The organism is Ancylothrix sp. D3o, assembly GCF_025370775.1.
GTDB lineage: Bacteria > Cyanobacteriota > Cyanobacteriia > Cyanobacteriales > Oscillatoriaceae > Ancylothrix.
Map to the genome: position 1 here is coordinate 93,878 of NZ_JAMXEX010000004.1, position 19,703 is coordinate 113,580.

Genomic DNA, 19,703 nt, shown 5'->3' on the forward strand with positions numbered 1-19,703 from the left:
GATTTTTTTGATGCGGTTTAGGGGTGGCGTTTGGGGGTGAGGTGGAAGAGTTGAGCAAGTTCAATCAATAAGGCGATGGTTGTAGGAGATGCTGAGGCGGATGGCAGATGAGCCGGTATAAAATAAGCTGAGAGTAAAGTATAAGAAGGCTACGGCTAGGGTGTCTCTGCCATAGTAGCGTAATCAAGTTGAGCCGGCCTTTTTATAGATCAGGATGCTTTCACCGGCTACTACACAGACAAGGGCGGGTGGAAAAAAACGTTTTTGTATCTGTAAGGGCATTGTTTTTGTTTTTTTGGGGTATAAAAATCAATTTAGAACCGTAGAATAGTTTTTAAGGGTGAAGAGTTCTACGCCTCAAGGTTTTAAGAAAGGGTGCTTTGACGGCCACCAAGAGCCAAAAGCAGAAAAATTAGCAAAATGAGCGCAAAAGTTAAGCTAGTGACCAGAAATTGTTGGCACGGCTGAAGGGGTGCAGAATACAGGATTTTTCCTAAACAGGGAAATTCTAGCATTTTAGATTTTAGGGGAGAAAAGTCTTTGACTGGAAAGGGTTTGAAGATTTTGCTCTCTATGATCTGTTTTCCGAAATGCTCTGGCAGGAAAGACCGGCAGAGTAACCTTTTTGTTAAATTATGTGTGACAAGCCTCGATCTGCATACCAGGGAAACAGTCGAGTTAAAAATCTCAAGCAACCCCCACCGCTAACTCAGACACAGGAGGAACTATGGCGAAAGCCTTTGATTTTGATGCCATTCTTTATGAATTGTGGCATCACGCCAGCTTAAAAACTGCCCAATTGTTAGGAGCAGATCGCGCCAATATTTTTTTATTAGATGCGCTAAATTATCAGCTTGTCTCAATTTCTCCAAGTTGGCAAAAAGAGGGACATCAAGAAAATTTAAGGGCGGTTGGTGGGGTGTTTGATGAGGTGATAAAGTTGAAAAAGCCTGTGAAGATTGGCTTTGATTTTTATGATGATCCTCGCTCAAAATTGGCTAAAGAAGAAGACGCAAAAACTGGCTATCGAACTTATACGTTATTGGCTGTGCCGGTGTTTAACTCCCAAGGGATAATTTTGGGAATTGTGGAAGTGGTTAATAAGCTTAATAAAAGCGAGTTTTCTGAGTCTTTGTTTCCAAGAATAGACCTAGGGGGTTTTACGAAAGACGATGAAAGTTTATTAACTGAATTCTTGCCGCTGTTGGTGCCGGTTATGGAAAAATCTCTGGGAAATTTTTCTCTGCAAAATAATGTCCTAGGAAAAAACAGCCAACAAGCGGAGATTTTAGCGGAGGAGGGGAGTTTTTCGGAATTGATGGCGACGAGAAAGGGTGAAACGATTATCTTGGGTGGGGAGAAAGCAAGCACTGAAAATAATAAGCTGTTGTTGTTGTTACCGGCCATTAGGAAAATTAGCGAAAGAAGTTTTGATTTTGATGAAACGCTGCAAAGCGTGATGAGAGAAGCGAAAAAATTGGCGAATTCTGACCGTAGTATGGTTTGGATCGTTGACCGCGAAAAAAATGATTTGTGGACAAAAATTTCTCTGGCCGGCACTTTTCAAGAAATTCGCATACCAATGGGCGCCGGTTTTGCCGGTCGGGTGGCGCAAACCGGTGAGCCTATGGAGATGGGTTTTGATTTTTATGATCATCCAGATAGTGAAGCCGCTAAACAAGCCGACCAACAAACAGGATACCGGACTTGCAGTTTATTGTGTTTGCCAATTTTTAATTTAAAAGGTGAGTTAGTTGGGGTAACACATTTAGTTAATAAGCTGCGTTTGGGCAATTTTCCGCCCTACGATCCTGACAGTTGGCCACAGGCTCCTGAAGCATGGAAAGCTAGTTTTAGTTCGGCAGATCGAGAAGTGATTGAAGCGTTAAATTTACAAGCTGGAATTGTCTTAGAAAATGCCAAAAACTTCGCTGATTTTAATTATCAAGAACAGCTTAAAAATGATATAATTCGTAGTTTCGCTTGGGGAGTTATTGCCACAAATTTAACAGGCCATATTAGGGCAATTAATCCCAAAGCTAAAGAGTTAATGGGATTGAGCGATGCGGACTGGCTGGAAGGACGCGCTCTTACGGATTTGCTGGAAATTGAAGAGGGGGATTTATCGGCATATTTAAACACAGCAGTTACCGCCGTTGGAGAAGAAAATCGGCCCCAAACTTACCGGGAAAAACTTTTAGTTACTGCGGATAAAAAAGCCCGAAAAGTTAATGTAATGGTGCAGGCAATGGGGGAAGAACCAGACAAAAAAAGCGGGGTTTTGATAGTTTTGGAAGAAGTCTTTGCAGCGGATGAATCCATTGCTTCTGAGGGAGAGCCTAAAAGCAAAAAAGAACTGCCAAAAGGCGGGAAAGTTAACATAACCGGTGAACGCAAAGAAATTACGGTTCTCTATTCAGGAATGCGAAGTTTTACGCCGCTTCTTGAAAGCCTGGAAGATGTGGAAGTTGGCGAACTTCTCAAAGAGTATTTTAACTCGATGAGCGAAGCCGTTATTAAATATAAAGGCACGATTGATAAATATGTTGGGGATGCTATTATGGCAACCTTTGGTTTGCCGGTAGCGCAACGAGATCACGCTTGGAGTGCTGTGCAAACGGCGATAGAAATGCGTCAGCGACTCTTTGAATTAAATGTTCACCGCGTTGAAGAAGGTAAACAAGCTCTGCGGATGGGAATTGGCATTAATTCTGATAGCTTTTTCCTCGGCAATTTAAGCACATCTGGGCGTTTAGAATTAACTTCGGTTGGTGATAGTCTGAATGTGGGGTTTTATTTAGAAAAAGCGAGCAAACAATACGGCTGTGATATTATTATTAGCGACAGCACTTATCGGCTTTGTGCTGAGCGAGTTTGGGCGCGAGAATTGGATAGCATTCGTGTCAAAGGAAAAGATGAGCCGGTGGCAATTTACCAGCTTGTAGCTTTGCGTTCTGAAGAATTGCCGGAAGAAAAAGTGCAAGTCATTGAATACTATTCTCAAGGGCGTTCCTATTATCGAAATAGGGAATTTTCCCAGGCGGCTGAGCAATTTAGCAAGGTTTTAGAAATTTCTAGCTGGGATATTCCCGCCGCGATTCAACTTGAACGCTGTCAACATTGGTTAAATTCGCCGCCGCCGGCAGAATGGGATGGTGTTTGGAAACTTACAGAAATTTAAGGGGAGATTATACCAATTCAAAATTCAAAATTTAAAATTCAAAATTTAAAATTCAGATGAAGTCTGGATTTCAGGTTTTAAATCTGTTGCTCTATTTTAAAGAATTGGTATTAAAGCCCGGTTCCTTAACAAAATCGGGTTTTTAGAATCAATAAAAAAGCTGCACTTCCCAAGAGCAGCTTTTCTTTAGTATCACTTTAGTTCAAAACCACAAAGTTGAATCGCTTTTTTTTAGGAGTTTAAGCCAACTGTTTTTTCTGCCTCCAAACTGACATTTTTAATACTTTTTCAATTTATAAATATAGAAATTGACGCTGAGAACATCCACCCAAAAACAATCCCTAATTAATCAACAATTTTGAGCCATCCCCGTCGCACTGCATGAAGCAGCCGATCAATTGCATCTCGATCTTCTGGATTCACAGACAAGTTTAACAGTAGATTTTGCAGTGCTAAACGCTGATTTAATGTTAGATAGCGATAATTCCACGCTTCACCAAACAATTCGGCAACTGGCACTGGGGATAAAGCAACTTGTGCAGACATTTGGGTGGCTTGAACTCGACAACTTTAATATCGCCTAATTTTTGCCAATCTTCTGTGATTTAATTCCCTGACGGCTTGTGATAATTTTGTTGCTTTTGAGAGATCCAAATCGGTGAAAAATTGTGATTGAATCTCGACGCAGACGTGATACTGATCACAAACAACCATAACACGCCCCATGCCAGTGTTTTAGTTTCTTAACGCCAGTTGTTTTTGGTGGGCTGCTTGTTGCGCCGTTTCGATAGCGATTTTTTCGGCTTTATCTTGAATAGCTTTAATTGTCATTCGCATCACCCAACGCGAAAGCTGAGGATTTTTTTCGATTTCAGCAATCAACATTTCTAAATCGCTGATAATGACATCCATTTTGCCATTTTTTGCGGAATTCATAGGATTTAATTTTTTGTAGGGTAGAAAGTTTTACTAAAATTTAGCAGGGGCGCATTATTACTTCGGCAATAAACTGTTCTTTGTGCAATAAACTTTCTACAGATGCCGGTGTGACAAAGAATTGGCGTTTTTTGGCAGTGTTGTCTTGGAATAATTGATTGATCAGCAGGTTGGGGAGGCAAACTTCAAGAATCATGGGTTTGTGTTGAACTCTATGCTTTTTACTGTAGACAGGGAAGCCCAAGCGCAGTTAAGATTTTGTGGCACTTCTTCTGGCTGACTGGCTTTTTTCTCTAACCGTTGCTCTTTAATCGCGGGCAAGCGCTATCCTCAAAACCATATTCAGTAAAGCTTTTAGCCAACCGTCCTCTAAAGTGTCATAGTTTCTAAAGTAGACAGTCTACTCAAGTGGAACAAATCGATTTTAGATTTTAGATGGCGCGATTTTCCATACCCAGAAACGTTGAAATTGTTGGCATATTTTAGATTGGCGATTTTAATTGATTTGAGGTTTTAGCTTTTAGATGCAAAAATTGAAAAACGCTTTCATTTTTGCCCCAAATCAGATTAAACTTTTTTTGATTCTCTGCTGTGGGTTAGGAAAAATTAATATGAAAATAAGAATGCAACAAATCCTAGAGTTTTCCGCTCCTCAGTTTGCACGGCAGAACGTTCAAACTCGCTATCAACTTCTTTGGGAAGTTCAAAAAGAGGTGCAAAGCCGGCTCGACCAATCTTTACACCGGCTAATTTGGCAAAAAAATAAGCTGCAAGATCATAGTGAATCTACCCGCAGTTGGGATGTGGAAGTTAAAATCGGCAATTTACCAAGCGAACGATTACTGCCAGAAACAAAACTGATCGAATTATTTGACTTACCGGCAGTAGCAGGAAAATTAGTTATTTTAGGCGCATCAGGTGCCGGCAAAACCACCAGTTTATTAGAATTAACTTCTGCGCTGGCATTTCGCGCTGAAAAGGATACCACTCAGCCGGTGCCGGTGCCGTTGAATCTTTGTTCATGGCATGGCGACTGTACGCTTTTTGAATGGCTTGTTAATGAAATTTATATTAAATACGGCTTAATACCAGAAACCACCGCTTTATGGCTAAAAAATCGCCAACTTATACCTTTGCTAGATGGTTTCAGCGAACTGAAAACCGAACTACAAAAACCTTGCTTACAAACCATTAACGAATATCTGGAAACTTTCCAACCCCAGCATTTAGTAGTTTGCTGCGGTTTAACAGAATATGCCGCCGCTAAAACCCTACTTTCTCTCAACGCAGCTATTTATTTTTTACCCTTAAATGAAACGCAAATTCAAACTTATCTCTCAAGTTTGGGTTTACAGCAATTATGGCAACAGTTTCAACAAGATCCTTTTTTATTAAATTGGGCCAAAACTCCTTTATTTCTCAATATTATCATTTTAGCCGCTGAAGAAATTTGGCTGGATGAATGGCGAGGACGAACTTCGCCAGAGTCACGGTGTCGATATTTACTTGATGCCTTTATTCGCTACCAACTCAAACAAGAACCAACCCAACAATTTTATCCCACCGGCACCCCTCCCACCCCAGAAAAAACAAAACACTGGCTAGGCTGGTTAGCACAGTGCTTAAAACGCCAATATTTAGAAGAATTCTTAATCGAAAAAATCCAACCCCACTGGCTAACAGTTCCTCTCCACCGCTGGCTTTATCGCTTCGGTGTGGCGTGGGTTGTGGGTTCCATTGGGGCGTTATCTTCAGCTTTGAGTTTTGGGCCGGCAGCCGGAATTTTAGCCGGTTTATTTTTTGCCTTGCTGGGAGGATTATGTTTTACAATTGAGCCGGCGGAACCGATAAACTGGTCTTGGGAAAAAGCCCTAAAAGGTGTTAGCCTTGGGCTACTTTTGGGTTTAGGATGCGGTTTATTAATTGCTTTATTTTTATCGACAATTCTACAGCAATTTAGCGAGGCTTCTTTTGGCATCAGCCGGGCGCTGGTTGGGGGGTTAATTGGCGGCCTCATTTTTGGCTTAAGTCAAGGCTTAAATGACCCCGAAATTAAAACTCGAACAGTTCCCAATCAAGGCATCTGGCACTCGGCCTCAACGGCGGCAATTTTTACCCTCATTAGTGGGGTAACATTTGGCTTGAGTTTGGGAATTTTTGGCGGGATAATGAGTGGTTTAGGCGGTCTTGGTTTTGGAATTTTGGCAGGGTTGGCTTGTGGGGGTATTGCCTGTATTCAACATTTAATTTTACGGGGTATTTTATATGCTTTTGGCTATATTCCCTGGAATTATGCACAGTTTTTAAATTATGCAAATTCTCTGGGATTTCTACAGCGGGCCGGTGGCCGTTATCGTTTTGTACATGATATGGTGAGAGCGAATTTTGCTGCGCCTCCTTTGGCAGAAATTGTCTTGCGAAAAACCTCTACACAAATTGCAAATACGGTGGCCGGTCATTCTGATTATGTTCAGGCTGTGGCTATATCCCCAGACGGTCAAATGGTGATTAGTGGCAGTGATGACAGGACAATTAAACTGTGGAAAATGGTGGCAAAAGAGGGGGGTTCAACTCTTCAGCCAATTCGCACTCTTGCCGGTCATTTAGGTTATGTACGGACGCTGGCAATTTCTCCCGATGGGCAGTTATTAGCAAGTGGAAGTAATGATAAAACCATTAAAATTTGGCATTTGGGAGGTGTCGGTAGCATTCCCCAAGGTACCGTTTTATTTTCTCTCAATGGTCACAACAATTGGGTCAGAACTGTTGCATTTAGCCCCGACGGTCAGTTATTAGCAAGCAGCGGCGATGATAAAGTGATTAATATTTGGTATCTGCCCACCGGCCAGTTATTAAATAGTTATCCGGGGCATTCTGATTATATTCGCAGTTTAGCCTTTACTCCAGATGGAAAATATCTCGCTTCAGCAAGTGATGATGCGACGGTAAATGTTTGGGAAATTAACAGCAATGGCGGTTTAAAAGAAATGCCTTACTTAACCCTAGAAGGCCATGCTGGTTATGTTCGGTGTCTGGCTATTTCTGGCAACGGCCAGTTTTTAGTCAGTGCAAGCGATGACCAAACCATCACAGTTTGGCAGTTGGCAAAAGGCGATTTGTTGCGGGAACCCGGAACAGCAATTCATCTTTTAGGAGGTCATTTGGCACCGGTTTGGTCGTTAGCAATTTCTCCCGATGGTAAAACTTTGGCGAGTTGCAGTAAGGATAAAACTATTAAACTTTGGCGGCTTTACACCGGCGAGTTATTAAAAACAATTCCTTTGGGACAAGCGGGGATTTTTTCGATAGTTTTTAGTTCCGATGGCCGGTATTTAATTGGCGGAAGTCAGGATAAAACGCTGAAAATTTTGCCGGTGAATTAATAACTGAAAGCTTACCGGCGCCGCCAGAAATGTTGCCCCCAAGTCCGCAAAAATGCAAAAACAGGAAATTGATAATACTCGATAATTAACCACACTACACATCCTAAATGGGTGGCAAAAGTTAAGCTTGTCCAAAACCAAGGAAACCACGATAAAGGACTTCCGGGTAAGGGTGGAAATAGATAAGCACCTAACCCGACAATTGCCGGAGGAAACCCCACAAAACACAATGCCAAAACCACAATTTCCCAGCCAAAATCAACTCCACTTCGCGGTACGCCTTGCCAGTTTTTGCCATTCCAATACCAACTAAGCGACTGCGAACTATCGGCCATTTCAATGATTTGTCTGTCGAGATTGGCACTAAAAATATGTCGGCAAAAATTACAGGCAAAGGCATCCATTAGCGTCAAGGCAGAAATTTCTCCATACCGGCACACCGGACAACTATAATTTCCTTGATAGTTCAGGCGTTCTGCTGTTAATGCCGATGCCGGTGCAGGGCTATTGCTACGCCGGCGATCAAAAATCGGCTCTCTCATAGCGATCTCCTAAAATTGAGGGCTTTGTGGCTAAACCTATTGTAGGGTGGGCTCTGCCTAGCGGCTATAGTGCCAGGTTCCACACCCCCTCAAAAACGCCGTTTCCCGCCTATTTAGCGGGTTTTTTGCCTAGAGTAGCGCAAGAAAAATCCGGGTGCCGGTGGCCATAAAATAAGCCCCACCTTGGCAACAGGGAGGGGCTAGGAAATTGTGTTGTCAATTAGCTTTTATTTCGCAGCGGAGAAATCTTTAAAAGAGCGGTAATTTTCAACAGGATCATACAAATGACATTCATCAGTAATCTCTTTCATCAATTCCCAAGAAAAACGAGATTCGTTGATATATTCCCCCCAATTTTCTTTAATAATCTGGTGGGCTTTCCGTAAATTATAGAAAGGGATCGCCGTTGAAAGATGGTGAGGAATATGAACGTTAATATCATGGCAGAGAACCTCAACCCACCGAGGATAATCACAGTGGACAGTGCCGGCCAGTTGTGCTAAAGCTTCATTCCATTCTTGCGGTGCTTTAAAAGCAATATTCGGTGCCGTGTGGTGCACCAAAGTAAACGTACTCATCCAAAAATGGTAAACTAACCAAGGAACAAACCAAAATTTAACAAAGCCCCAAAAGCCGGTGGTTGCAATTAAAAGGGGGAAACCTATCGCTGCCCCAACAATCACAAACAAAGCTGAAAAGCGTACTTGTTCGCGCTGTTTGCCTTGAAATTTCGTCCAGTTAAAATGCAGCATGAACCAGTGGATAATCGAAGATAACCACCACAACCGGCCCCGCATGACTCGATAAACGATTTGCAAAGCCATAGGAGAAGCGGCAAAAACGTCTTGTTTCCAAGGTTGCCAAGCGTTATCCTCTTCAAGTTTATTCGTGTGTTTGTGGTGGTGGTTATGCAAAAGCCGCCAACCATGAAACGGATAAATTAAAGGCAAAAACATGAAATGACCAACCAAATCATTTACCCATTTGCGGTTAGCAAAAGAGCGGTGGCCACAATCATGTCCTAAAACAAAAAAGCCAGTTAATGCGGTGCCGGTGAAGATCCAAAGCACCGGCAAAAAGTACCAAGGTGCAACAGACAAACCTACATAGCCAAGGGCTACCAAAAAAATATTAATGGCTACGGCATTCCAAGCTTTCCGCTGATTTTTTTTAAAGCACTCTCGCGGCAGAGTCTTCAAAATATGTTTTAATTTCAAGTCTGAGTCGGTGCGGGTTTGAGCGAGCGTCTCAGGTTTTAAAGTCGTGCCAGTCATCAACGGATTAACAGTCTCCTGGGTAATGGTACGAGTCCATCAGTTGTCTTGATTAAAACCCCTGCGAGGCCAGATTATTCGCAGCAGACAAGGCAACTGAGCTAATTTCTTTGCGTTTTAGCCCGTTTTGAACAAAGCAAGCCCAAAATCGGCTGCCGGTTACAAAACTTCACCATTTATACCACACTCTGGCGATTGACGATGGAGGATTGGGGAAGAGGTAATTTTAGATGAAAATTCGGGAATGGGGATAGAGGAAAGAGGCATAAACAAATCCTAGCCTTAACACTGGTTGCTGAGTTTCTCGGCCTGCTCTGGTTTATCCAATTAAAAATGCTTCTCTTAGGCCAGAAAGTTTTAAATTTTAAATCTCAAATTTCAAATCTTAAATCTCAAATCTCGAATTTAAAAGCTCAAACCCGATAATTTCCAATGCCCCACCTGCCGTCAGTAAATCGGTAGCTTTTTGGCTAGGAACCGGCCTCGACAAAAAGAAACCCTGCACAGACTCGCACCCCATAGTTCGCAGTTGTTCAAGCTGATCGAGCGTTTCCACGCCTTCAGCAATCACATCCATTCCTAAACTGTGGGCCAAAGTCATAATCGTGCGGACAATTTCGCAATTTTCGCCGGTTGCAGAAAGCCTGTTGACAAAAGACCTGTCTATTTTGAGGGTATTAATCGGCAACTCATGTAAGCGAGCTAAACAAGAATATCCCGTGCCAAAATCATCAATAGAAAGCTTGACACCTAAAGCCTTTAACTGATCTAACATCACCGCATTGGTAGTATTTGGCTCAACAATCGTGCTTTCTGTAATTTCCAACTTCAAAGCCTCACCACAGAGGCCGGTGGCACCCAAAATCCGCTCGATTCGTTCCACCATGCCCAACTGGCCTAACTCTTTGGCAGACAAATTCACACTCATTGTCAAAGGTTGAAGATGGGGAAACTGATTTTTCCAAATCCCCAACTGCCGGCAAGCTTGCTGCAACACCCAACGATCAATCAAGCTAATTAAGCCGGTTTCTTCTGCCAAAGGAATAAACTCTACTGGCGAAATCATCCCCCGCTTTGGATGACACCAACGCACCAGCGCCTCAAACCCGGTAATAGTACCGGATGACAGCGAGACAATCGGCTGATAATAAACCTCAAACTGTTCTGCCTCAATCGCTCGCCGCAGTTCTGTTTCTAGCAGCAAGCGTCTGAGAGCGCCCGTGTGCATAGTTTGGTCAAAAACCACATAAGGCACTGTCGGCTGCTGCTTAGCCCAGTGAGTCGCCGTGTCTGCATCCCTGAGCAAGTCTTCAGCGTCATTGTAAGCAATTTTGGATTTAGGATTTTCCAGATTGTGGGCCGCCGGCTCGCTAGAGCTTGTCTGAAACCAACTCAAAGCAATTCCAATACTGGCATTAGAAAACACTTCATGGCCGTTTAAATCAAACGGAAGTGAAAGTGACGAGCGAATTTTCTCAGCCACGCAGGTTGCATCTTTGAGTAAATCAGTGTTCGTTAGCAAAATCCCAAATTCATCTTCTCCCACCCGCGCTACAAAATCGTGCCGGCCTACAGCACTTTCTAAGCGACGTCCCACCGCCACCAGCAGCCGGTCGGCCACCAAATGACCCAAACTATACTTGACCATTTCAAACCGGCTTAAATCTAAAAACAACACGGCAAATAAGCCCGCCTTACCGAGTTTTGCTTGTTGAAGCGCCTCGGTTACTCGCTCAACAAATAAAGCACGATTTGGCAGGCCGGTAAGAGCATCATAAAAAGCAAAACGCCGCAAAATCTCCTCGTTTCGCAAACGTTGCGTCACATCCACACCAATACCCCAAGTAGCCCAACCAGGAATAGGAAACCGCTGCGATAAATTTGACCAAGCAACAGTTTTGATAGTGCCATCTTTAGATGTAAGCTGCCATTCCCAGTTGCGGTAATCGTCAGGACGCTTTTGCCACTCTTCCAGCATTTTCCGGCGATAGCGCGATTCAGGATAGAGCATTTCTAACGCCTGCGGGTTGCCAACAATTTCTGAGGCTTCATATCCCGTCACTCGTTCGCATTCTTGATTCCAAACCTGGATATTTCCTTGTTCATCAAAAGCATTCATCATCACCGGCATACTTTCCAACACCGTCCGCAACCGCTGTTCACTTTGTTGGATTTGCTCTTGCATTTCTTCACGTTTGGTTACATCTTGTACCATTGCCAGAAACCCGATAATTGTGCCATCCTGTTGCTTGAGCGGCGTATTAAACCACTCACACATAATGGTACGTCCGTCTTTGGTGATATTTTCACTTAAGCTGTGAGCTTTCATATCTCCTTGAGAGAGCCGGTGCCAAATCTCATTAACTTCGGGTTGGGTTCTTGGGGGAATAATCTTTTCAAACGGATGTAATCCGATAATTTCTTCTTTTTTAAAGCCAAAAATTTCTTCTGCTGCTGGATTCCAATCCACAAAACAAAAGTTTTTATCCATAAGAATACATCCAATTGGCATCCTATCAATTTGCAGTTTTGCGAGTTCTTGCAATTGTTTTGTTTGCTCATAAAGTTGAGCATTAAGGATTGCCATCGCGCAACGTTCAGCGGTAATTTCTAATAAATGTAATTGTCTTTCTTCCCAGGGGTGATCCTGAAGCCAACCGACATAAAGCACCCCGACTAAATTGTGATTGCGCTGAAGAGGAACGCCCAAAATCGAGCGAATGCCTTTTTGTTTGATTAGTTCGCTGGTGATAAGAGCATCAGTCTGGGCGTTGGCTATATATAAAGGCTTCCTGGTGGCGGCAATAAGGCCGGCAAAGCCTTCTCCCATGATAGGGCAAAAGCCGGGATCGCTGATGATGTTATCGGAGCCGTTCTCAGATTCAAAAATACGGGCACTAACTGACAAAAAATCCTGGTGATCTTGGCTAAAATTTTCGTCACAAAGCCTATTTTCTCGGTGGCGTTTTGAAAGTTTTTCGCTAAAAATTGGCAACTCATTTTTATGAGATTTTAAAAGAATAACTCCTATATCTGCCTGCATCACTGCGACAATTCTCTTCAGCATAACGTCGAGCAATTCATCCAAGTCGAGGGTACTAATTGCATTAGCAGTAACGGCGGTTAAGGCTGCCAAGTCTTCTTTTTCTATTTTTAATTTGTCCAGTAATAAATCTCGCTCTTTTTCTAAAGCTTCTTGTTCTGCCCTTAAAGATAATTGCTCTGGAGGGTTGGTATTAAGTTGGCACTGGCCGGCAAAAAAATTATTACTATTAATGCCCATAAATCCTCCCCTATCCTTTTTAACGAAAATGTTATTTACAATTTTTTCTCTAAGTGGTTTTTCTGTGCGTGTCGTCAGCCCTAAATAAGGTTGATATTCAAGCAAAAATCGCATTTTTCGACTAGCATACATCAGCGTCGCCACAAAGGGCAATATTAGTAAAAATTTTAAGCGTTGCAGCCAATTAAAATCGCTTATAGGCTGAATAACCAAAGTATCTATAGGTTGAGAAAACCAAACCAAAACAGCAACAGCCGTAACAAAAACATTTATTAAAACTATTTTGAAAGTAATTTTTGTATAAATGCGAGATTCCATTTTAATTCATCCCTCCTCAGCACGCTTACAAGAGAAGCCGATTTATTGCCTGCGGCGTACCTGTGACGTGCGGCCACCCTTAAAAGCTCAACTTGGCGGGGGGTATGGCCGTTGAAAAGGTTTGCTTTCAAGCCGCTGATTTATTGGTGGGTCTGTCTTTAAGATACACCCTTGTCGGTTTAGCTTAGTTTAACAACTATTATGCTTTGATTGTTTTAAGGTTAACGATTACAGTCAATTTTCAACCTGAAAGCAAGGTTTAAAACTCTACTGTGCCAAGCCTTAAACAGAGGTAAAAGTGCTTATGCTTAAAAAAAAAAGGATTTATTGAAGCCTTCGGCCTTCCACAACCTTTATAAATAATAGCAGCGACTCTCAATAGTTGCAGGTAAACAAGCAAATTCAGCAGCACCCATCCACGTCTTGATCCGGACGCTCAAATTTTTGCTTTTTTTTTAAATTTATTTATTTTTCTGCCAACAAGGGCCGATAAAAGCAAAAGTTAATTGTTATTAGCTTAACTGATGGCGTTAACGGCGTAGGCAACAAGCAAGAATAAGTGATTTTATTTGCTATTTGCTGCTTATGAAGGGGCTTAAGTATTTACTCAAACCGGCGCCGGTCAGAAACCCAGCGTTTTAGAGTATAACCGTTGGCAGTATCAACAACCAAAGCCACCGGCCCGCCATCTTCCAGGTCAGCAAAACCGGTCAAAGATTCCCCAGAATTAAAAGTAAAGGCGCTATAAATTAAACGTCCATTGTCATCAAAAATTAATGTTTTGGGACGCGAGGAATCACCGCTGTTTTGTGGCAAAGAAGCCATAGATCCTGCCCAAGAAGCAGCCATATCATACTGTAAAGTTAACACGGCATCGGGTACCTGATTGCCATTCAAATCAACAAGCTGCACCTGCCAAGAACTGCTTTGTTGTAACATTTGATCTAAACTTGGTGCGCGGCCTGCCCCACGACCGGGCCCCTGTAGTTCTCGCCACAAACTTGTCAAAATTCCCCTCACTAAAACCGGTTGAGAGCCATTTAATTCATTCATATTCATCAAAGCCGGTTCTAACCAACGAAACTTATCTGCGGTAAAAGCAACAGGTCGCGGAAACTGAGTTTGTTCTGGCAGCGGCTCACCGGCAGCTAATAATTCCAAAACACCTTTGCGAAAAGAAACCGCTTTTACAGTAGCCAGACCGGTTTTTTGACTACCATCTGGCAACCAAACAGAAATTTGAAGATTCGGATCAAGATTTAACCCCAAAACTTTCCACAAACGCCGGCCTGTTTCAATATTAGGTAATTGCAGATTTAAAAAAGGTGTCCGCAGCCATTGCTGTCCGTCGTGAAAACCGGCCAGACGCACTTGATACCAAACTTGTCCCTCAGTTTTTTCGAGGGCTTCTTTTTTTGTCGGCATCATCCAATCTTGTGCATTCACTTTTGCCACCGGCACTGCCAAGCCCATCAGTTTCCCTGGATGATTAACCAAAAGTGACTCTGCCATTGCCACATCTAGCCTTTCCAAAACTTGACTAACTCGCGCCGCCGTCTCAAAGCTGGCGGAAGCGATTTTATTTTGCGATTGATACCATGCCATTGCTTTTGGTTTGCCTTCTTGAGCCGAGCGCAACACGGCCCCCCAAGCCAGTAGAACTTCACTGCTAGGATTCTTTCTCAATGATGCTTCCAAGCGTTTTGAAATTACGCCTTTATCTGATTTGAGGAGTAGGGAAATATTGTAAGTATTATCCAAATCGGCCTCAAAAATTTTCAAAGCTTCTTCCCACCGGCCATCAATGATCGCTGCCAGGGCTTTTTGGGCGGGATCAGACCAAGCGGCATCTGCTTGAGTTTTAGTGATTTTGGCGTGGAAGGCAACGACATCCAGTTGAGCTTGGGCGCTGTCTGGCCACGCTTGATTGTTTTGAATTTTTTGTTGTTTTAGGGATTCTAATAATTGCAGGGCCGGCGACCACAAGCCACTTTTTGCCAACATTAAAGCGTCGCGGTAGACCGCATCCTGTAATACCGGCTCTTTGAGGGAAATTTCGGTTAATTCTATAGGATTAGGAACGAAATTACGCGGTTGAATTTGATAAACTTCAAACTTTGGCTCTAAACCGATAGATTGATCGACAACCAATTCTGGCCGGCCACTGGCTGTAACTTCTTGCCAATTGGGAACGCGACCGGCCGGTGAAACCCACTGTGTCATTAAGCCCAAATGAGCGCGGTCAGGATTATAGTGAAAAACTTGTCCATAGGCGAGGGTGGTGTCGCCTTGACGACGGTAGCCGCTGAGGTTTAACCAAATGCCGGTGGGGGGAGCTTCACCTTGTAAAGGTTCAATATTCGTTAAAGCTTGGGGGCGATTGCTTGCTCTGTTTTTTCCAGTATCAAGTCCAGACAAGACAAACGTTTCTGCCGGCCCTTCTAACTGTGTTTGACTGACCAAGCGGAGGTATTTTTCAGAGTTTTTGCTGTCTCCGACTGGCTGATAAATTTTCAGTTCCGAAAGTTGCTGGCAAGGCGACATACACATTAAATGTTTGGGAGGCGCAGACTCGACAACCACCGGCAACAGTAAGTCTGGTTCCATCTTGGGATTTTTGGGGCTGGTGAGCCATTTGGGTGTCCCCGGAATTTGCCCAGCGTCGCGCATTTCGGCTTGGATGGCAGCTATTGTCTGGGGGGGGTTGCCTTGAGACTCGCCGGCTATGCCTTCGCGTTCGGGTAAAAATTGGTTTAACCCCATGACTGCATCGGGGTTCATAATCATTTGAATGCTCATCCAAGCACCGCCGGCTAGAAAGCTAAGGCCACCGGCAAAGGCTGCTACTGCTACGACTCCGGGGGGAACTTGCCATCGGCGTACCGGCCTGGTGTTGATGGCTGGGACGATGGGGGCCGGCCGGCGAGGAGGTAATTTTGGTTTGTTTTGAGTTTGTAATTTCCGTTGCAGGTTCGTACCAAAGTCGCGTAGCTTGTTGTTCATAGCAGGTCGGTAGTCGGCAGTCTTAATCCATTAAAACTTGTTCGTAGCATTTTCCAACACTTTCCCAAGTGTAGGCGTTTTCAATCAGGCTGCGAGCGTTTTGCGAGATTTGCTGTCTGAGTTGGGGGTTTTCAAACAAGCGCACTATTGAATCAATATACTCGCTGGTGTTGTTGGCGGCGATGGCGGTGAGGCCGGTGGGTGTTTGCAGGCTGATGCCTTCTAAGCCTCGTTCGCTTGCTACCACCGGCACTCCGGTTGCCATTGCTTCGAGGGTTTTATTTTTGATGCCAAAACCTACTCGCATCGGGATAACGCAAACGGTGGCTTGATGCAGGTATTCTGCCACAGATTCAACTTTTCCTGTTACGGTTATGGCTGGATTTTTGCTGAGTTCTTTAATGGCTGGTTTTGGGTTTGTTCCGACTAGGGTTAGGTGTGTTTGCGGGTAGTTTTGTTGCACTTTGGGTAATATTTCTAGGGCTAAATATCTGGCGGCGTCTATGTTGGCTAGGTTATCCATTGCGCCGGCAAATATGAGGTTATAACCGCCTGGATCTTGGGTTCTATTGGGAAATTTTTCGAGCATTACTCCGTTAGGAATTATGCTGATCGGTATGTTTGGGTTGAGGGGTTGAATAAATTTTTTGTCTTGTTCTGTGGTGACGACGAGGTGGGAAAATTTGGCGGTGTGTCTTTTTTCGTATTGGCGCAATAGGGGTATTTGCAGCCAGTCTCTTAATGGGTTTTCGGAAATGCCGGTTTCTATTTGTGCTTTTGCTGTTGCATATATTGAACTGTGGATATTTAATATTTTTCTATTTTTCCATTCTGGACGTATATATATTTCGTTGATGCTGTGTTCACAGGTAATAATTGCATCGGGGTTTTCTGCTATATGTTGATCAATCCAGTTTTGCATGGCTGGTGAGTAATAATGGCGGACGTTTGGGGGGGTGCCGGTTGTTAAAAATTGGCCGAAGCGTTGTAGTTTGCCGGTTATTGTTTTGGGATAGTTTTGGCTTGTTCGGGGAAATTTTTTGAGGTGGGTTACTTGTTTTTTTAAGGTTTCTATGTGTTGGTTGTCTGTTGTTTCGGTTTGGGTTACTAGGGTTATTTGATGGTGGCGATTAAGGTATTTTAGGAGGTTATAGGTTCTGGTTGTGGTTCCGCCGGTTGGGGGATAGGGAAAGTTTGTGGAGATTATTATAATTTTCATGGTTTTTTTTTAACCGCAGATGAACGCAGATTAACGCGGATAGTTTTGGGCCTGGATGTTATAGTTTTTTATGATGGTGTGGCTGGTTTTTGGAGGGGTTATGCCAAAGGTTAGTGTTTGTATTCCTACTTTTAATCGGGTAGGTTTATTGCGGTTGGCGATTGAGAGTGTTGTGGGGCAATCTTATCAGGATTGGGAGTTGATTGTTTGTGATGATGGTTCTACGGATGGGACTGCGGATTTTATGGCTGGTTTGAGTAGTGATCGGCGTATTCATTATATCCGTCATTCGCACAATATTGGTAAAAGTAATAATATGCGGTCGGGTTTTGATTTGGCTAGGGGTGATTATTTTGTTAAGTTTGATGATGATGATCAATTGACTTCGGATTTTTTGGTTCGTACTTGTGAAATTTTAGATGGTTATGCTGATGTGGATTTTGTTGGCTGTGATCACTGGATTATTGATGTTAATAATTTACGTCAAGAAAACGAAACTGAGTTAAATTCTCGGAGGTGGGGACGCTCTTTTTTAAAGGCTGGTATTGTTGATGATTTGTTGGATGTTGTTTTTGTGCAGCAAAGTTTCCAAGTAGGCGCTACTCTGTTTCGGAGAGAGGTTCTACAAGCAATTAATTTTATGTTGCCTAATTTACAAAATTGCGAAGATAATGATTTATTTGTTAGGCTGGCTTTGGCGGGTAAAAAAGGCTATTTTTTGCCGGAAAGATTGATGGAATATCGTGTTCACGCCGAACAACAAGGCATTAATCGTGCTATTCCTTATTTGCAGGATAAATGCTGTTATCTACAGCGTTATTGTTTTGAGTCTTCTCGGTTGGAATTTATTAGAAAGTCTCGTTTAGCCGAAACTCAGCTTATTTTGGGGTTGCGGTTAATTGAAAGGGGAGAATCTCAAGAAGGAAGACGGTTAGTTTGGCAAGGAAAAACGTTTTCTACCCGGAAAGCTTTTTTAGGTTTGCTGCTTTCTTTTGTGCCGGTGGAATGGCGGATAAATTTTTTTGAATTGGCGAGAAAGTTGAAAAAATAAGATTATTGTATTTATAAAGTTATTGGTTTTTATAAAAATTATTAGGGATGCCCTATTAATACTAACCACGCCCAATTTTGGGGCTGGGGATATTCTTTCATGGTGGCTAACATAGCGTTTCGGAGAGACAAAGCTTTATCTCCTGTTTGGAGCCAATTATGATAGAAATCTTTAATTAAAGAAGGAGGTTTATCGAAATTGTTTTGCCACAAAGATAAAATTAAACTTAAAGCACCACTTCCTAGAAAACCGCTGGTAATCATCACTACTCCATCGCCCCATAGCTTACCGTGCGTTGTATCATACCCACTTAAAACTACTAATTCAGCATTAATTTTCTGCTGGAGAATTTCAAATAGTCTTAAAAAACCATCATTGGGGCTGGGAGTGAGGGCAATAGCACCGGCTAACCCTCCTTTATCTTCGCCTAAAATATGTGTAGCAAAGTGGATAATTTGACTAGTTGTAATTTTTGTTAAAACAGTTGTTTTGGTGGCATCTAATCCTATTAACGCTTCAGTTTCTAATAACTCAGCTACCTGGAGGGCTTCTATTTCAGCATTTGGGAGTGCGCTTAAAGAAGCATCTAATTCATCGATGGGGCGATAAATGCTCGGCATGATGGGATTTCCTACTATCAAGCAATCACTGGGATCAGGAAATTTGGCGGGGTTTATTCTCTGGTTTTCTAAGGTTAATTCTAGGTAAAAAATTGAAGGCGCCATCGATATGGTATGTTTTTCAATTAAGTAAGAACCATCGCTATCTTGTAAGGCACAAAAAGGTACTAAAAATAGAAAATCTTGGGGAATAAAAATCACTCTACTTTCGGGATTGCTGGGCAGTAAATCTGCAATCGGTTGAATAAGAAACTGATACAAATAGTGAAGGGGTGGGTGGCAGAAAATATCCGGTATAATTGGGCTTTTTGCGTTGATGCTTTCTCGCAAACTGCGGACTAAAGTTGAAAGAAGAATTTTGTTGGTTTCTGCTTTGAGGTTGACTTTGCGGAAGGTGATGTCGCCGCTGGGTTTAACGAGCCAAATAAATAAGGCTTCTGCGTAGGCAAAATGGTCATCAAATGGTAGCCGGTAGCCGGATAATTGACTGATTTGGTTATCGTTATAAATAATCGAATATTCTACTAAAGTAGCATTGAAAGTTTTAGCAACTTTTTGGATGCGGGCCAGGTCGGGGGGAGTGTTAGAGTGGGGAAATTTGGGTTCAATTCCTAAGCGGGTGATGAATAAATTTTTCAAGGCTCGATAGCGGCCTTGTTCTGCGACTTCTAGGGCGTTTTGAATGCGGTTTTGGGCAATTAAAACTTTTTGAAACCCCCGGTAAATATCAGGGGGCTGGTCTTGGCCATATAAATTCATGGGATAAGACGATTGCAAAGTTTAGATTTTTAAGGTGGTGAAAGAAAAAAAGAGTTGGAGCCATAAAAAAAGCTTTTTTATTTTTCTTCTTTTAGCAGGGATTGAGAAGAAATAAAGCCTGTTTTTCTGTTTTT

General features: G+C 42.8%; 12 protein-coding genes. 3 read left to right on the plus strand and 9 right to left on the minus strand.

What is annotated here, in order from left to right; translation table 11 throughout:
• The first annotated feature begins 727 nt into the window (after positions 1–727).
• Positions 728–3,181 (plus strand): GAF domain-containing protein, encoded by a 2,454-nt coding sequence (locus NG798_RS09745; protein ID WP_261222311.1) that lies wholly within the window; start codon positions 728–730, stop codon positions 3,179–3,181.
• A 345-nt stretch (positions 3,182–3,526) separates the two neighbouring features.
• Here the strand turns inward: NG798_RS09745 and NG798_RS09750 are convergent, their stop codons facing one another.
• The 3 genes from NG798_RS09750 to NG798_RS09760 all read right to left on the minus strand — a co-directional run bounded on the left by NG798_RS09750 (position 3,527) and on the right by NG798_RS09760 (position 4,313).
• Positions 3,527–3,727 carry a hypothetical protein gene (locus NG798_RS09750; protein ID WP_261222313.1) on the minus strand — a complete coding sequence of 67 codons (201 nt, stop codon included), beginning with the start codon at positions 3,725–3,727 and terminating at the stop codon, positions 3,527–3,529.
• Positions 3,728–3,916: 189 nt separating this feature from the next.
• The gene (locus NG798_RS09755; protein ID WP_261222315.1) at positions 3,917–4,117 is read right to left on the minus strand and encodes a hypothetical protein; all 201 of its coding nucleotides are present in this window, start codon (positions 4,115–4,117) and stop codon (positions 3,917–3,919) included.
• 40 nt (positions 4,118–4,157) lie between these two features.
• On the minus strand, positions 4,158–4,313 hold the full coding sequence (locus NG798_RS09760) for a hypothetical protein (protein ID WP_261222316.1): 156 nt from the start codon (positions 4,311–4,313) through the stop codon (positions 4,158–4,160).
• A gap of 415 nt (positions 4,314–4,728) precedes the next feature.
• Here NG798_RS09760 and NG798_RS09765 point away from each other — a divergent pair, with 415 nt between their 5' ends.
• On the plus strand, positions 4,729–7,500 hold the full coding sequence (locus NG798_RS09765; protein ID WP_261222318.1) for an NACHT domain-containing protein: 2,772 nt from the start codon (positions 4,729–4,731) through the stop codon (positions 7,498–7,500).
• An 11-nt stretch (positions 7,501–7,511) separates the two neighbouring features.
• Here the strand turns inward: NG798_RS09765 and NG798_RS09770 are convergent, their stop codons facing one another.
• The 5 genes from NG798_RS09770 to NG798_RS09790 form a co-directional block, all read right to left on the minus strand.
• Positions 7,512–8,042 (minus strand): hypothetical protein, encoded by a 531-nt coding sequence (locus tag NG798_RS09770; RefSeq protein WP_261222320.1) that lies wholly within the window; start codon positions 8,040–8,042, stop codon positions 7,512–7,514.
• A gap of 227 nt (positions 8,043–8,269) precedes the next feature.
• Entirely contained in the window at positions 8,270–9,316 is a 1,047-nt protein-coding gene (locus tag NG798_RS09775) for a fatty acid desaturase (protein WP_261222322.1), read from the minus strand.
• 385 nt (positions 9,317–9,701) lie between these two features.
• Positions 9,702–12,917, minus strand: coding sequence for an EAL domain-containing protein (locus NG798_RS09780; RefSeq protein ID WP_261222324.1), 3,216 nt, complete (start codon positions 12,915–12,917; stop codon positions 9,702–9,704).
• Positions 12,918–13,520: 603 nt separating this feature from the next.
• On the minus strand, positions 13,521–15,920 hold the full coding sequence (locus NG798_RS09785) for a hypothetical protein (protein ID WP_261222326.1): 2,400 nt from the start codon (positions 15,918–15,920) through the stop codon (positions 13,521–13,523).
• A 22-nt stretch (positions 15,921–15,942) separates the two neighbouring features.
• Entirely contained in the window at positions 15,943–17,139 is a 1,197-nt protein-coding gene (locus tag NG798_RS09790; protein ID WP_261222328.1) for a glycosyltransferase family 4 protein, read from the minus strand.
• A gap of 100 nt (positions 17,140–17,239) precedes the next feature.
• On the opposite strand from NG798_RS09790, the gene NG798_RS09795 reads away from it, so the two are divergent.
• Positions 17,240–18,190, plus strand: a complete 951-nt coding sequence (locus tag NG798_RS09795) for a glycosyltransferase family 2 protein (protein ID WP_261222330.1) — start codon at positions 17,240–17,242, stop codon at positions 18,188–18,190.
• Positions 18,191–18,231: 41 nt separating this feature from the next.
• Here the strand turns inward: NG798_RS09795 and NG798_RS09800 are convergent, their stop codons facing one another.
• On the minus strand, positions 18,232–19,569 hold the full coding sequence (locus NG798_RS09800; RefSeq protein WP_261222331.1) for a CHAT domain-containing protein: 1,338 nt from the start codon (positions 19,567–19,569) through the stop codon (positions 18,232–18,234).
• Between the last annotated feature and the right edge of the window lie 134 nt (positions 19,570–19,703).